The organism is Lutimaribacter saemankumensis (assembly GCF_900100005.1).
GTDB lineage: Bacteria > Pseudomonadota > Alphaproteobacteria > Rhodobacterales > Rhodobacteraceae > Lutimaribacter > Lutimaribacter saemankumensis.
The window spans coordinates 247,501-260,589 of the sequence record NZ_FNEB01000003.1 but is presented as its reverse complement, the minus strand read 5'-3'; the positions used below and the strand labels follow the sequence as shown (position 1 = coordinate 260,589).

At 65.6% G+C, this 13,089-nt stretch carries 16 protein-coding genes and 1 tRNA gene; 9 read left to right on the top strand and 8 right to left on the bottom strand.

Annotated elements, in window-relative coordinates; genetic code table 11:
- Window positions 1–23: 23 nt before the first annotated feature.
- Window positions 24–410, bottom strand: a complete 387-nt coding sequence (locus tag BLT50_RS08525) for a DUF2147 domain-containing protein (RefSeq protein WP_090028236.1) — start codon at window positions 408–410, stop codon at window positions 24–26.
- Between the two features lie 90 nt (window positions 411–500).
- On the bottom strand, window positions 501–887 hold the full coding sequence (locus tag BLT50_RS08520; RefSeq protein WP_090028235.1) for a DUF2147 domain-containing protein: 387 nt from the start codon (window positions 885–887) through the stop codon (window positions 501–503).
- Between the two features lie 136 nt (window positions 888–1,023).
- On the opposite strand from BLT50_RS08520, the gene hisA reads away from it, so the two are divergent.
- Together hisA and BLT50_RS08510 are read left to right on the top strand one after the other, a co-directional pair.
- A complete protein-coding gene (gene hisA / locus BLT50_RS08515) occupies window positions 1,024–1,746 on the top strand; it encodes a 1-(5-phosphoribosyl)-5-[(5-phosphoribosylamino)methylideneamino]imidazole-4-carboxamide isomerase (RefSeq protein ID WP_090028234.1) in 723 nt (240 codons plus the stop codon).
- Window positions 1,747–1,762: 16 nt separating this feature from the next.
- Window positions 1,763–2,116, top strand: a complete 354-nt coding sequence (locus BLT50_RS08510) for a hypothetical protein (RefSeq protein WP_090028233.1) — start codon at window positions 1,763–1,765, stop codon at window positions 2,114–2,116.
- A 25-nt stretch (window positions 2,117–2,141) separates the two neighbouring features.
- Here BLT50_RS08510 and BLT50_RS08505 read toward each other — a convergent pair whose 3' ends face one another.
- Window positions 2,142–2,597, bottom strand: a complete 456-nt coding sequence (locus BLT50_RS08505; RefSeq protein ID WP_090028232.1) for a DUF302 domain-containing protein — start codon at window positions 2,595–2,597, stop codon at window positions 2,142–2,144.
- Window positions 2,598–2,695: 98 nt separating this feature from the next.
- On the opposite strand from BLT50_RS08505, the gene hisF reads away from it, so the two are divergent.
- Both hisF and BLT50_RS08495 read left to right on the top strand, forming a co-directional pair.
- Window positions 2,696–3,460, top strand: coding sequence for an imidazole glycerol phosphate synthase subunit HisF (hisF, locus tag BLT50_RS08500; protein WP_090028231.1), 765 nt, complete (start codon window positions 2,696–2,698; stop codon window positions 3,458–3,460).
- Window positions 3,457–3,768, top strand: a complete 312-nt coding sequence (locus BLT50_RS08495) for a phosphoribosyl-ATP diphosphatase (protein ID WP_090028230.1) — start codon at window positions 3,457–3,459, stop codon at window positions 3,766–3,768. Before hisF ends, BLT50_RS08495 begins: the two co-directional genes overlap by 4 nt.
- A 138-nt stretch (window positions 3,769–3,906) precedes the next feature.
- Here BLT50_RS08495 and BLT50_RS08490 read toward each other — a convergent pair whose 3' ends face one another.
- The 3 genes from BLT50_RS08490 to rlmB all read right to left on the bottom strand — a co-directional run bounded on the left by BLT50_RS08490 (window position 3,907) and on the right by rlmB (window position 5,745).
- Complete coding sequence (locus tag BLT50_RS08490) at window positions 3,907–4,380, bottom strand: CoA-binding protein (protein WP_090028229.1); 474 nt, start codon at window positions 4,378–4,380, stop codon at window positions 3,907–3,909.
- Window positions 4,381–4,572: 192 nt separating this feature from the next.
- On the bottom strand, window positions 4,573–4,905 hold the full coding sequence (locus tag BLT50_RS08485; protein ID WP_090028228.1) for a hypothetical protein: 333 nt from the start codon (window positions 4,903–4,905) through the stop codon (window positions 4,573–4,575).
- A 60-nt stretch (window positions 4,906–4,965) separates the two neighbouring features.
- Window positions 4,966–5,745, bottom strand: coding sequence for a 23S rRNA (guanosine(2251)-2'-O)-methyltransferase RlmB (gene rlmB, locus BLT50_RS08480; protein WP_090028227.1), 780 nt, complete (start codon window positions 5,743–5,745; stop codon window positions 4,966–4,968).
- Window positions 5,746–5,877: 132 nt separating this feature from the next.
- Here rlmB and BLT50_RS19265 point away from each other — a divergent pair.
- The 4 genes from BLT50_RS19265 to BLT50_RS08465 all read left to right on the top strand — a co-directional run bounded on the left by BLT50_RS19265 (window position 5,878) and on the right by BLT50_RS08465 (window position 9,010).
- Window positions 5,878–5,961, top strand: a tRNA-Tyr gene (locus BLT50_RS19265).
- A gap of 139 nt (window positions 5,962–6,100) precedes the next feature.
- Window positions 6,101–7,105: a hypothetical protein gene (locus BLT50_RS08475; RefSeq protein WP_090028226.1), complete on the top strand. Its 1,005-nt coding sequence runs from the start codon at window positions 6,101–6,103 to the stop codon at window positions 7,103–7,105.
- A 41-nt stretch (window positions 7,106–7,146) separates the two neighbouring features.
- Complete coding sequence (locus BLT50_RS08470; RefSeq protein WP_090028225.1) at window positions 7,147–7,530, top strand: VOC family protein; 384 nt, start codon at window positions 7,147–7,149, stop codon at window positions 7,528–7,530.
- A gap of 187 nt (window positions 7,531–7,717) precedes the next feature.
- Window positions 7,718–9,010: an O-acetylhomoserine aminocarboxypropyltransferase/cysteine synthase family protein gene (locus BLT50_RS08465; protein ID WP_090028224.1), complete on the top strand. Its 1,293-nt coding sequence runs from the start codon at window positions 7,718–7,720 to the stop codon at window positions 9,008–9,010.
- A gap of 80 nt (window positions 9,011–9,090) precedes the next feature.
- Here the strand turns inward: BLT50_RS08465 and BLT50_RS08460 are convergent, their stop codons facing one another.
- On the bottom strand, window positions 9,091–9,777 hold the full coding sequence (locus BLT50_RS08460) for an SIMPL domain-containing protein (RefSeq protein ID WP_175491431.1): 687 nt from the start codon (window positions 9,775–9,777) through the stop codon (window positions 9,091–9,093).
- Between the two features lie 164 nt (window positions 9,778–9,941).
- On the opposite strand from BLT50_RS08460, the gene BLT50_RS08455 reads away from it, so the two are divergent.
- Window positions 9,942–12,467 carry a hypothetical protein gene (locus BLT50_RS08455; RefSeq protein WP_090028222.1) on the top strand — a complete coding sequence of 842 codons (2,526 nt, stop codon included), beginning with the start codon at window positions 9,942–9,944 and terminating at the stop codon, window positions 12,465–12,467.
- On the opposite strand, the gene BLT50_RS08450 is transcribed toward BLT50_RS08455, so the two are convergent.
- Window positions 12,468–13,055: a TetR/AcrR family transcriptional regulator gene (locus tag BLT50_RS08450; RefSeq protein WP_090028221.1), complete on the bottom strand. Its 588-nt coding sequence runs from the start codon at window positions 13,053–13,055 to the stop codon at window positions 12,468–12,470.
- Window positions 13,056–13,089 lie beyond the last annotated feature (34 nt).

The following is a 13,089-nucleotide window of genomic DNA, read 5'->3' as shown; positions in this document are numbered from 1 at the left end:
GCAGCAACGGGACGGGTGCAAAGTTACTCGACCCTGGTCCAACTCTGGGATTTGCAGACCGGTCCCAGACATCCCTTGAGCGTCAGGCGGTCGCCGGATACGTCGAACATCCCGTCGACCACCGTCTTGTACAGCGGCAACAGCACCTTGCCGCGATAGACGCCCTGCCCGTCCGGCGTCACGTCCCAGATCACCTGCTTGCCCACATTCGGCGTCGTCACGGGCTGGCCGGACTTGTCAAAGGCACGCAGGACCGTCCCACAAATCGCCGGCCCGCAACGTTTGATCCGCATATGCGCGACCTGCGACTTGTTATCCGGGCCGGTCAGCCATGTGCCCAGGATGGCCTCGGCCTGCAAGGCGCCGGGCGCGGCCATCCAGATCGCCGATATCACCGCAAAACGAGTCATCCTGCCCTCCTGCCGAGGAACAAGGACAGGCTACAGCAATGCAGCCGCGCTTTCAGCAGGCCGCGCAAAGCGCCGGCGAAACCGCGCCGATTACTTGACGCGCGCCCAGGATTGCTTGGCGCAGATCAGGCCGCCGGCCACGCAACCGGCCAGTTTCATGGAATTCCCGTTCAAATCGATCTTGCCGATATAGACCTTGTCGTTCGACGGCCGCCAGACCTTGCCCTCGTAGCGGCCATTGCCCGCCGGTTTCATGTTGCGCACCAGTTGCTTGCCGATATTGGGCGACTGGTATTCCCCGTCGGAATTGAAGGTGCGCGTGATCGTGCCGCAATAGGCCTCGCCGCAGGGCGCGATCTGCACATGCGCATAGGCGCCGTCATCCTCCTGGGTCTTCCACAGCCCCTGTATCGGGTCGGCCGAGGCGATGCCCGCCCCCGACAGCGTCAACGCCATCGCGATGATCCAATGTTTCATTTCTTGGTTCCTCCCTTGATCCTTTGCCCGATCCTGTGCGCCAGGGCGCTTCCGATCAAGCCTGACATGAGGTCACGTTGCATTTCCCGCGCCCCCGTGCAAAACGGCGCGCACCAGTTGCGAAAGGGACCGACCGATGATCCTCTACCCCGCCATCGACCTGAAAGACGGCAAGGCCGTGCGCCTCTACAAGGGCGAAATGGACCGCGCCACGGTCTTCAACGACGATCCGGCCGCACAGGCGATGGAATTCGTCGATGCGGGGTGCGAATGGCTGCACCTGGTCGACCTGAACGGCGCGTTTGCCGGCGAACCCGTGAACGCCGCCCCGGTCGAGGCCATTCTGTCCCGGACCAAGGTGCCCGCTCAACTGGGTGGCGGCATTCGCGACATGGCGACAATCGAACGCTGGCTGGATCGCGGGCTGGCGCGGGTGATCCTGGGCACCGTGGCGGTGGAAAACCCCGCCCTCGTCCGCCAGGCCGCCCGCGAATTTCCCGGCCATGTCGCCGTGGGCATCGACGCGCGGCATGGCCGCGTCGCGACCAAGGGCTGGGCCGAGGAAACCGATGTGCTGGCCACGGATCTTGCCAGATCGTTCGAAGACGCGGGCGTCGCCGCGATCATCTATACCGACATCAACCGCGACGGGGCGATGCAGGGCCCCAACATCGAGGAAACCGCCGCACTGGCGAACGCGGTTTCGATCCCCGTCATCGCGTCGGGCGGTGTCAGCTCCCTCGACGATCTGCGCGCACTGAAAGACTGCGGCGCGCCGCTCGATGGTGCGATCTCGGGCCGGGCGCTTTACGATGGCGCGATCGACCTGAAGGAAGCGCTTGCGCTCCTCAAGGGCTGAGCCGGCGATCACGCCCATGTTCCTGGTTTTTCTCGTACCGTTCCTGTTGATCCCGTTCCTCGTCTGGCGCTTTTTCCGCGCGCGCAGGCTGGCGTGGATCGTGATCTTTCTCTGGCTGGGCCCGGTGCTCTACATGGTCGGTTTCGATCTTGCCATGTCCGATTGCGCCAACGTGCCCTACACGGCGCTTGGCGGGTATCTGGATTGCCCCACGAAAACGCACGAACTTGCCTATGCGGTGTTCGGCCCGCTGGCCTCGCTGCTGTTTATCGGCGTGTTTTCCCACGGGTTGGCAAGCATCGGCCTCTACCTGATGCCGCTATCCGCGGGCATCGTGGCGGATGCGTACCTGCGCCGCCGCCGGGGCTAGCCCCGGCTGTCGACCGCCAGCGCGATCAACGCCCTGCTGCAGCCTTGGTCAACCGGATCAGCGCCATGCGCATCTGCGCGATGTATTTCGCGTTCTCGCCGATACCATCAAGATCGGTCAAAGTTTCTTCCGGGTCTTCATAAGCCAGCCAGGTTCGGCCATCGGCATCCTCGTACACCAGCACTTTCAGCGGCAGGAACAGCCCCGAAAGCGCATTGTCCTGCATGGCCGGCGTACCCAGGCTGGGATTACCGAAGATCAGCAATTGCGACGGGGCCAGTTCCATGCCCGCCGCCGCGGCGCCGCCGGAATGATCGACCCGTGCGAAAACCGTAGCCCCTGCATCCTCGTCGGCCGCCACCAGCTTGTCCATCGTCGCAGGCACGTCGCCGCCTGCCTGCATCTGCATGATGTCGTCGTCCGAGGCTTGCGCCCCCTGCGCCATGAACGCCAGCACCACCCCGATCAGAACCCGTTTCATCGCATTGCCCTCCTTGTGCAAATCTGCGGCTCAACCTCTGGAAACCGCGCCCGTTTGCCCATAAACAATCCCGTGAAGACGCAAGCCCCGGACACCCCATGCTGAAAACCCGCATCATTCCCTGCCTCGATGTCGCCGATGGGCGCGTGGTCAAGGGCGTCAACTTCGTCGATCTGCGCGATGCGGGCGACCCGGTCGATGCCGCGCGCGCCTATGACGCGGCAGGCGCGGACGAGCTGTGTTTCCTCGACATCCACGCCACGCACGAAAACCGCGGCGTCATGATGGATGTGGTCACCCGCACCGCCGAGCAATGCTATATCCCGCTGACGGTGGGCGGCGGTGTCCGCAGCGCCACGGATGTGCGCAACCTGCTGCTGGCCGGCGCCGACAAGGTCAGCTTCAACTCGGCCGCCGTGGCCAATCCCGATGTGGTGGCCGAAGCCGCCGACCAGTTCGGCAGCCAGTGCATCGTCGTGGCGATCGACGCCAAGACGGTCGAGCCGGGCCGCTGGGAGATCTTCACCCATGGCGGGCGCAGGTCCACCGGCATCGACGCGGTGGAGTTCGCCCGAACGGTCGAGGCGAAGGGCGCGGGCGAAATCCTGCTGACCTCGATGGACCGCGACGGCACACGGGCGGGGTTCAACATACCGCTGACCCGTGCCATCGCCGATGCGGTCGATATCCCGGTGATCGCCTCGGGCGGGGTCGGCACGCTCGACCACCTTGTCGAAGGCGTGACCGAGGGCCACGCCAGCGCCGTTCTGGCGGCGTCGATCTTTCATTTCGGCGACTATTCCATCGCCGAGGCCAAGGCCCACATGGCCGCCGCCGGCATCCCGATGAGGTTGAACGGATGACGCTTGAAGAACTCGAACAGATCATCGCCACCCGCGCCGCCGCCAGCCCCGACGAAAGCTGGACCGCCAAACTGCTGGCGAAAGGCCCCGAAAAGGCGGCCGAAAAATTCGGAGAGGAAGCGATCGAGGCCGTGATCGAAGCCGTGCGCAACGACCCTGCCCGCCTGACCTCCGAGGCCGCTGACGTGCTGTTTCACCTGCTCGTCATGCTGCATGCGCGCGGCGTGCGCGTCGCCGACGTGATGGCCGAACTCGACCGGCGGCAGGCGCAATCCGGGCTTGCCGAAAAAGCCGCCCGCAAAAGCTGAGGCCCGACAGGCCGCTTTCTCTTTCCGGAAATATCCCGGGGGAGTCGCCGCAAGCGGCGACGGGGGCAGCGCCCCCGAAACCGCGGGACGGCGGGCGGGGCGCCTTGCGGCGCAGGCCGCAACAGCGCCGCGCGCCGGTCACAGCTTCGAGGAAATCACCCCGGTCGCGAAGCCGCCCATGCGCAATTCGCCGAACAGGCGCTGGTATTCGATCTTGGGGCAGCGGTCCATCACCACGTCCACCCCCCGTGCCCGCGCCATCGCGGCGGCCTCTTCGTTGACTACGCCGATCTGCATCCAGACGGTCTGCAGCTCCGGGAAGGCCGCCAATGCCTCTTCCACGATGGGCGGCACATGTTCGGGGCGGCGGAAGACATCGACCATGTCGATCTTGCCCTCGATCTCGGACAAGCTGCCGATGACGGTTTCGCCCAGCAATTCCTTGCCCGCATGGCCGGGATTGACCGGAACCACCTCATAGCCCTTGAGCTTGAGATACCGCGCCACGTAATAGCTGGGGCGCACCGGGTTCATCGACACGCCGACCACGGCGATGCGTTTCGTGCGTTTCAGCACGTCGCGCAGGAATTCGTCTGTGTATGACTCGCTCATGCGTTCCTTCTAGCGTGCCGTGCGGAAATAAAAAAGCGCCCAAGGAATGCCTTGGGCGCCAGTCACGGAACGAGGGACAGTGAAGAGGCTGCAGGCGTTCCGGGCCTGCGCCTCATCAGTCGATATAGGTCTGAAAAAATCGAAAAGAAGTGGCGCAGGGAAAATTGTGATCACAAATTCGTGGTCCCAGCGTCAGTCGAAGATATCCTCGACCACGTCCCACAATTCACTCAGCACCTTGCGCCCCAGCGACTTGCGCCGCTTGCGCGGTTTCTCGAACCGGCCCGGCGCGCGGTCGCCCAGCGCATGGCGCCGTTCGGCGTCCCAGTCGATCTGCACCTTTTCGCGGTGTTTTCCGGCCTTGCGTCCGGCGCCGTCCTCCTGCCGCGCCAGCGGCATCATCTTCATCTCGTGCAGGGGGGCGCCGCAGCTGCTGCACGCCAGCTCGTGCCGGCCCCGGTCAAGCACCAGCGCCGCGCGGGTGCCGCAATAGGAACAGGTGACGATCTTGGCGCTTTGGGGCATGCTCTCTCCTTGGCGGTCGTCAAAGACCTAGGCGCGGCACACGCGCCGGGCAAGTCCCGCTCAGCGCGGCAAACTGGCATAGAGCGCCACCGCAGCCGCGTTCGACACGTTGAGCGAGCCAAAGGCGCCCGCGAACTCGATCCGCACCAGCGCGTCGCAGGTTTCGCGTGTCTTTTGCCGCAGTCCCGGCCCTTCGGCCCCCAGCACCAGCGCCACGGGGCGGTCGCGGCGCCCGTCCAGCGCGGTTTCGATCGTCTGTTCCGCCTCGCCCGCAAGGCCCAGCACGACATAGCCCATCGCCTGCAACTCGCCGATCGCATCGGCCAGGTTGCGCACCCGCAGATAGGGCTGGCGCTCCAACGCGCCGCTTGCGGTTTTTGCCAATGCGCCGGTTTCGGGGGCGGAATGGTGGCGCGGCGCAATCACGGCGGCGGCGCCGAACACCTCGGCCGAGCGCAGAATCGCCCCCACGTTATGCGGGTCGGTCACGCGGTCCAGCAGGATCACGCGCGGCACGCGGTCGGGATGGCCCGCGCAGACATCCGCGATGCGCCCCCAATCCAGCGGCTTCACCTCGAGCGCGGCGCCCTGGTGCACCGATTGCGGATCGATGGGTGCCGCGAACTTGCGCGGGTCGCTCATTTCCGGTGTCACGCCAGACGCGGCAATCGCGTCCTCCAGCTTGTCGGCGGCGTTTTTCGTCACCACGAGCCGCAATTTTTCGCGCGCCGGGTTCATCAGCGCATCGCGCACCGCGTGCAGCCCGAAAAGCCAGACGGTTTCAGCGGCCGAGGCACGTTTCTGGCGCTCTTTCTCGACCACCCATTTCGGCTTTTTCATCGCATCAATCCCTTTGCCGCGCGTTGCGCCCTACCTGCGCCAGCCGGGCGCGCATCGCAAGGGATTTTCCTGTTGACGCCCCCGTACACCGCTTGTAATCACCCCTTCACGTTGACCGCCGCGCGGTCATCTGGGCGACGAGCTGCAAGGTGCGGCAGCGGACTGTAACTCCGCCGGGGAGACCCATGCCTGGTTCGATTCCAGGGTCGCCCACCACTTCCCCCGCAAAGATCAGGATATCGGTGCCCAAAGGCGCCTTTCCGGTTTCCATCCAATTCGCGGCCCGCGCCCCTTTCCGTTGCCCGCCGTTCCGACCTATAGTGCCGCAAAACGGGTGGCCGGGGCAGTTTCGAGTATGGGCAAGCGCAGCAGGAAAAGCCAAGCGTTCAACATCGTGATCGTCGCGCAGGCCGGGCGATTGCAATACGAAGCGGTCCTGTTCGCCGCCTCGCTGCGCGCCAACAGTCCCGGTTTCACGGGCCGGCTGCTGGTGGCGGTGCCGCAGCCCGGACCGTTGTGGAACGGCGATCCGTCGATCCGCGACGACGAAGTCCTGGACTTGCTGAACGCATTCGGCGCCGAGATCGTGCCCTTCGAAAGCCGCCACTTCGGCCGCAGCTACCCGCATGGCAACAAGATCGAAGCGCTCGCGGCGATGCCCGAGGGCGAACCCTTCGTCTTTTTCGACACCGACACGCTGATCCTGGACGAGATCACAGAGGTGCCGTTCGATTTCGACCGCCCCGGCGCGTCGCAAAAGGTCGAAGGCACATGGCCCCGGATCGAACTATACGGGCCGGGATACACGCGGATCTGGAAATCGCTTTACGACAAGTTCGGGCTGGATTTCGAAAGCTCGCTGGATCTGTCGCAGCCCGATGAATACTGGCGGCGCTACCTGTATTTCAACGCCGGCTGGTTCTTTGGCCGCTGCCCCATCGAATTCGGCAAACGCTTCACCGACTATGCCGTGGCCATCCGTGACGATGCACCCGCCGAACTGGTGTGCCAACCGCTCGATCCCTGGCTCGATCAGGTGGCGCTGCCGCTGGTCATTCATTCGCTTGACGGCGGGCGCGACACGATTCCCGCCGGGCTGCTGGACGGATCGGTATCGTGCCATTACCGCCTTCTTCCACTGCTCTACGCGCGCGAGGCAGACCAGGTCGTGGCGACACTGGAAACCGTGGCCGCACCCAACAAGGTCAAGAAGGTCATCAAGAAATACGAACCCGTGCGGCGGATGATCTATCAGGGCCGCGGCGAAAAGGTGCGCGCTCTTTTCGACCGCGACAACCTGCCCCGCCGCGAACAGGCGATCCGCAACACGATCAAGAAAAACGGCTTCTGGATGCGCTGAGGGGTCGGCGCGGGTCCGAGCGCGGGCAATGGGAGACACCGATGAAGTTTCGCTACACCATCCTCTATGTCGACGACGTCCCGGCCACGCTGGATTTCTACACCCGCGCCTTTGGCATGGACCAGGCGTTCCTGCACGAGTCGGGCGATTACGGCGAACTGGCCACCGGCGACACCAAGCTGGCCTTTTCATCGACCAGCCTGATGCGTCAACTGGGCAAGGCGCCATCCCCTGCCCGGCCCGATGCCCCGGTTTTCGAGATCGCGCTGGAAACCGATGACGTGCCGGCCGCCCTGGCACGCGCGGTCGCGGCGGGCGCCACGCTGGTGCAGGATGCGCGGCAGGAGCCGTGGGGGCAGACCACGTCCTATGTCAGCGATCCCAACGGCTATCTCGTGGAAATATGTTCCCCGGTTACCGGCTAGGCGGAACGCCGTTTTCCCGCCCGTTCCGCCCGTTGCAGTCATGACTTTCCCCGAACCGCGCGGTTTCGGGAACAAACCGCGCGGTTTGCAGGCCCCGCGCGGATCGTCTTCTTTCCGTCCGGCACGGATTGTCGCAGCCCTGGCAATAGCGTAACCAAGTGCGCAAACAGTACCCCGGGAGGATCCTATGACAGACACACCGACCTATGGCTTCGATACGCTCGCCATCCATGCCGGCGCCCGCCCCGATCCGGCAACGGGCGCGCGGCAGACGCCGATCTACCAGACGACGGCCTATGTGTTCCGCGATGCCGATCACGCCGCAGCGCTCTTCAATCTGCAAGAGGTCGGCTATATCTATTCGCGCCTGACCAACCCCACCGTCGCAGTGCTGCAGGAACGCATGGCCACGCTGGAAGGCGGCGCAGGCGCGGTCTGCTGCTCGTCCGGGCACGCGGCGCAGATCATGGCGCTGTTCCCGCTGATGGGGCCGGGCAAGAACATCGTTGTCTCGACGCGGCTTTACGGCGGTTCGATCACGCAGTTCAGCCAGACGATCAAGCGCTTCGGCTGGTCGGCCAAGTTCGTCGATTTCGACGACCTGGGCGCAATCGAGGCCGCGATCGACGACGACACCCGCGCGGTGTTCTGCGAATCCATCGCCAACCCGGGTGGTTACATCACCGACCTCGACGCGATTGCAGGGGTGGCCGACAAGGCCGGTCTGCCGCTGATCGTGGACAACACCAGCGCCACGCCCTTCCTGTGCCGCCCGATCGAACACGGCGCGACACTGGTCGTTCATTCGATGACCAAGTTTCTGACCGGAAACGGCACCGTCACCGGCGGCGTTGTGGTGGATTCGGGCAAGTTCGACTGGTCGGCCAGCGACAAGTTCCCGTCGCTCAGCGCGCCGGAGCCAGCCTATCACGGGCTGAAATTCCACGAAACCTTTGGCCCGCTGGCCTTTACCTTCCACGGGATCGCCATCGGCCTGCGCGACCTTGGCATGACGCTGAACCCGCAGGCGGCGCATTACACGCTGATGGGCATCGAGACGCTGGGCCTGCGGATGGAGCGCCACGTCCAGAACGCGATGAAGATCGCCGAATGGCTGGAGGGCCACGATGCGGTTGAGGGAGTGACCTATGCGGGGCTGAAATCCTCGCCCTACAACGACCGCGTGGCCCGTATCTGCCCCAAGGGCGCGGGCAGCCTGTTCACCGTGGCGCTGAAGGGCGGCTATGACGCCTGTGTCAAATTCGTCGACAGCCTCGAGCTGTTCAGCCACGTCGCAAACCTTGGCGACACGCGCAGCCTGGTCATCCATTCGGCCTCGACCACGCACCGCCAGCTGACCGAAGAGCAGCAGGTGGCCGCGGGTGCGGCGCCCAACGTGGTGCGGATTTCCATCGGGATCGAAGACGCCGACGACCTGATACGCGACCTCGACCAGGCGCTGAACAAAGCCGGCAGCTAAGACCCGACTTCAGCCACAAACGGAAACGGCGCGCCGGATTGGCGCGCCGTTTTTCGTTTTTCGCCAGGGCCTCGCGCCGGTCACTTCAACTCGTAAACCATCGTGACGGTGGCGCTCAGGCTGATTTCGCCTTCCGCGATCGGAACCGAGGCAGCGGCATCCATCGCCATGCGCTCCATCATCATCGGGCGCGGCGCGCCGCCACCGGCCTCGCGCAGGTCGCGCAAGGCGCCAAGTTCGACCCCTGCGGCATCGGCCAGCACCTCGGCCTTGCGGCGCGCATCGGCGACGGCGCGGCGGCGCGCCTCGTCCATCGACTCCTGGCTGTCCTGCAGGGTGAATGAAATCCCGTCGATCCGGTTGGCCCCGTCCTCGACCAGGGTGCCAAGCACCGCCCCCGTGCTGGGCAGGTCGCGCACACGGACAAGAACGGCATTCATCGCCTCGAAGGCGATGATCTTGCGGGTCCGCGTGCCGCTGGCGTTTTCGTAGACCGGGGTCAGCGACAGTTGGGTGGTCTGGATATCACGCGCCTCGATACCCTGTTCGGCCAGCCGTTGCTGCATGCGCACCATCGCCTCGGAGGTGCGCGACAGCGCGGTCGACGCGGATTTGTCCTGCGCGACAACCCCCACGCGGATCACCGCCATGTCCGGGGCGCGGGCGACCTCGCCGGTGCCCGTGACGGTCAACACCCGCGCAAGATCCTCGGACCAGGCGGCCGCGGGCGCCAGCGTCAGAAGCGCGCAGATCAAAAGTTGTCTCATGAGAATCCCTCCGAAATCAGTATCAAAGCCAGCCTGACGGTTCGCTGCGCACATACAAGGGGGAACCGCCCCGGCGCCTTCCCCTAGGCGACAAGCTGCTGTATCCTTATGACGTTGAAACGGGGGACTCCCCTGTCAGGTCGCGAGATGTTAAACCCCCGCCGATGAAACCGAATTTCGCTCTTGTTCTGTCCTTTGACGGCATCCGCCTGCTGCAGCGCGCGCCTGCCGGCTGGCTTGGCGTGGGTGAAGTGGCGCTGGATGTGCCGGACCTTGCGGCCGAACTGGCCGATTTGCAGGCGCGGGCGCTGCAGCTGGACCCCGGCGGGCTGCGCACGAAACTCGTTATCCCGAACGAGCAGATCCGCTTTCTCAGCATCGACACCGGGCATCTAGACGAAGCGGATATTCCCGCGGCGGTGATGACTGCGCTGGATGGCGCAACGCCCTACGCGGTGGATGATCTGGCGTTTGACTGGGTGCGCGACGGCACCCAAACCCATATCGCCGCGGTGGCACGGGAAACCCTGGACGAGGCAGAAGACTTTGCCATCGAACATGCGTTCAACCCGGTAAGCTTCGTGGCGACGCCGCCGGAAGGGGCGTTTTCGGGCGAGCCGTTCTTCGGTGCCGCGCCGTCATCAGCAGAGTGGCTGGACACAACCGACAATGTCGCCCGCGACATGCAGGCGATCCGGGTGATCGGCGAGGCCGAATTGCCGGTGCAGGACACCGAAACCACCGGCATGGCGGATACCGCGGGCACCGCTGAACCGCTGGCCGCGGATGATGCCGGGGCAGAGCCCGCCACGTCACAGGATCAGGGTGGCGACGATGTCGCAGCCGGCCCGACAAAGCCCAGCGACAAGGACACGGTCACCGACGAAGTGGCCGAGGACACCACAGAGGCCGCGACGCCTGCACCCGAAACCGGCGATACGCCCGCGGATGAGGCCCCGGCGGACGATGCGGCCCCGCTGGCCGTGCCGACCGAAACCCCCGCTGTTCCATCCTTTGCGTCGATCCGGGCGGCGCGTGACGATGTTCCTCCGGCCCCGCGCGTCAGCGCGACTGCCCCGGTGATCGAACTCGACGACGACCTGCCCGAAGCGCCCCCGGTCACCGGAAAGTCGGCCAGCGCGAAATCCGCGCGCGATGTGCGCTTTGGCAGCCCGGCCCGCCCCGCCGATGCCCCCGCGCGGGGCAAGGGGTTCGGGGCGTTCTTTTCGCGCCGCGGGGATCGCCCGGAAAAACCGTCTGCCGCACCGCCCGCGATCCGGCCCGCGCCGATCCCCCCCGCGCCGCCGGATCTGGTGGCAACGGCGCAGCCTGCGCTGGCGACCGCGCCTTCGGCGGCGGATCCCGAAACGGAACGGCAGCGCATGACGATCTTCGGGGCGCGTACACCCGCGCGCCCGAAAGCCGAAGTCGGTGGCAAGCCGCGCTATCTGGGGCTGATCCTGACGGCGGCGCTGTTGCTGTTCCTCGCAGGGGTAGCGGCCTGGGCGTCGATCTTTTCGAACGACGGGCTGTCGATGCTCTGGGGACCGGCCGAAACCGATGTGGCAAGCCTTCCCGACGACGCGATGGAACAGATCGACACGCTGACGATCGAAGGCGAAGAGGCAATTTCCGAGGAAGAGCCGATAGATCTGGCCGCCAGGGAACCGATGATCGTACCCGGCGCCCTGCCCCCGGACGATTCCGCACCCGAGGCGCTGGCCGAACCGGCCGTGCAGCCCGACCTGACGCCGGAAGAGGCGGCCGTCCGCTATGCGGCGACGGGAATCTGGCAAATGGCGCCGGATCAGCCGGAAACGCCCGGTTTCACACAACTTGACGAGCTTTACACCGCGTCGATCGACCCGCAGGTCAACATGGGCGATGCAGTGGCGCTGCCGCCGGATACGGCGCTTTTGGGTGACGGTATGCTTGAACCGCAAGCCTCGCCCGCGGCGCCGGGAACCGAATTCGATCTCGATGAACGCGGACTGGTGCGCGCGACGCCCGAAGGCGCGCTGACCCCGGATGGCATCCCGGTCTATGCCGGCCGGCCCCCGCTGCTGCCGGCCCGTCTGCCCACCCGTTTCGAGGAAACCCCGCAAGCCGCCGAGGAATTGGCCCGCCTGGCGGCGTTCCGCCCCCGTGCCCGGCCCGGCGATCTTGTGCAGCAGAACGAGCGCAGCAACCTGGGGGGGCTGACCCGCGACGAACTGGCCGAGATCCGCCCCCGCCTGCGCCCCGACCTGCCCAAGGCCGAGGAAGAGGCCGACGAGACCGCGACCGAGCAGGCGGTTGCCGCCTCACTCAAGCCGCGGGTGCGGCCGTCGAACTTTGCCCAGATCGTTCAGCGCGCGGAAAGCATCGCTCAGTCGCAGCCGCAGGCCGAAACCGTTCAGACGGCCGCGGCCGTCGCGCCCCGCACCGTCAGCCCCTCGATTCCGTCCAGCGCGAATGTCACCCGCGAAGCGACAGTCCGCAACGCGATCCGGCTGAACCGGGTGAACCTGATCGGGGTCTATGGCAAACCTTCCAGCCGCCGCGCGTTGGTGCGGATGTCGAACGGGCGTTACGTCAAGGTGCAGGTGGGCGACCGGCTGGATGGCGGACGCGTGCAGGCCATAGGCGAAAGCGAGCTGAGCTATACCAAGGGCGGCCGGTCGGTCACGCTGACCATGCCGCGCGGCTGATCAGGGTGTGACGACAAGCTCCGCGCGGGCCAGGGCCTTTATCTCTTTTTCATAGTCGGCCTGCGACCAGCCGCAGTCGCGCACCAGCCGTTCCCAGTTTTCGACCGACAACAGCATCCACAGCAGGTCGGTCGCGCGCTCTGGCGTCAGGCCGGGCGGCAGCCTGCCTTCGCCGGCAATGGCGCGGACGGCGGCCGCGCACCCGTGACGCACCGCCTGCATCCTGCCATCCCAGGCCTCTGCCGCCTCGCGGTCGGTATGGCGCATGGCGCGCAGCGCGACCGAGATACCGTGGATTTCGGGAATATACCCGCCCCACGCCTCGATGAAGGCATCCAGCCGCTCACCACCGGTTCGCGCGGACCGGCTGCGTTCCAGCCGCGCGTCGATGTTTTTCGCCGTATCGATGTGCTTTGTCGTCGCCACCAACAGGTCGGCACGATTCGGATAATGCAGGTAAAGCGCCTGCCGGCTGATGCCGACCGCCTTGGCGATATCGGACATGCGCACCGCATTATCCCCTGATTCCAACAACTTCCACGTCGCGTTGAGAATGCGGGACTTGGTTTCTGACGAGTCTCTTGACATGGCGTCAAGTTATCCATTATTGACGCCATGTCAA

Bases quoted from the DNA above. Each gene is read 5' to 3' on its own strand.
- BLT50_RS08495 (WP_090028230.1), top strand. From the start codon at position 3,457: ATGACGCTTGAAGAACTCGAACAGATCATCGCCACCCGCGCCGCCGCC.
- BLT50_RS08520 (WP_090028235.1), bottom strand. From the start codon at position 887: ATGAAACATTGGATCATCGCGATGGCGTTGACGCTGTCGGGGGCGGGC.
- BLT50_RS08470 (WP_090028225.1), top strand. From the start codon at position 7,147: ATGAAGTTTCGCTACACCATCCTCTATGTCGACGACGTCCCGGCCACG.
- BLT50_RS08505 (WP_090028232.1), bottom strand. From the start codon at position 2,597: ATGAAACGGGTTCTGATCGGGGTGGTGCTGGCGTTCATGGCGCAGGGG.
- rlmB (WP_090028227.1), bottom strand. From the start codon at position 5,745: ATGAAAAAGCCGAAATGGGTGGTCGAGAAAGAGCGCCAGAAACGTGCC.
- BLT50_RS08465 (WP_090028224.1), top strand. From the start codon at position 7,718: ATGACAGACACACCGACCTATGGCTTCGATACGCTCGCCATCCATGCC.
- hisF (WP_090028231.1), top strand. From the start codon at position 2,696: ATGCTGAAAACCCGCATCATTCCCTGCCTCGATGTCGCCGATGGGCGC.
- BLT50_RS08455 (WP_090028222.1), top strand. From the start codon at position 9,942: ATGAAACCGAATTTCGCTCTTGTTCTGTCCTTTGACGGCATCCGCCTG.
- BLT50_RS08460 (WP_175491431.1), bottom strand. From the start codon at position 9,777: ATGAGACAACTTTTGATCTGCGCGCTTCTGACGCTGGCGCCCGCGGCC.
- BLT50_RS08490 (WP_090028229.1), bottom strand. From the start codon at position 4,380: ATGAGCGAGTCATACACAGACGAATTCCTGCGCGACGTGCTGAAACGC.
- BLT50_RS08525 (WP_090028236.1), bottom strand. From the start codon at position 410: ATGACTCGTTTTGCGGTGATATCGGCGATCTGGATGGCCGCGCCCGGC.
- BLT50_RS08475 (WP_090028226.1), top strand. From the start codon at position 6,101: ATGGGCAAGCGCAGCAGGAAAAGCCAAGCGTTCAACATCGTGATCGTC.
- BLT50_RS08510 (WP_090028233.1), top strand. From the start codon at position 1,763: ATGTTCCTGGTTTTTCTCGTACCGTTCCTGTTGATCCCGTTCCTCGTC.
- hisA (WP_090028234.1), top strand. From the start codon at position 1,024: ATGATCCTCTACCCCGCCATCGACCTGAAAGACGGCAAGGCCGTGCGC.
- BLT50_RS08485 (WP_090028228.1), bottom strand. From the start codon at position 4,905: ATGCCCCAAAGCGCCAAGATCGTCACCTGTTCCTATTGCGGCACCCGC.
- BLT50_RS08450 (WP_090028221.1), bottom strand. From the start codon at position 13,055: ATGTCAAGAGACTCGTCAGAAACCAAGTCCCGCATTCTCAACGCGACG.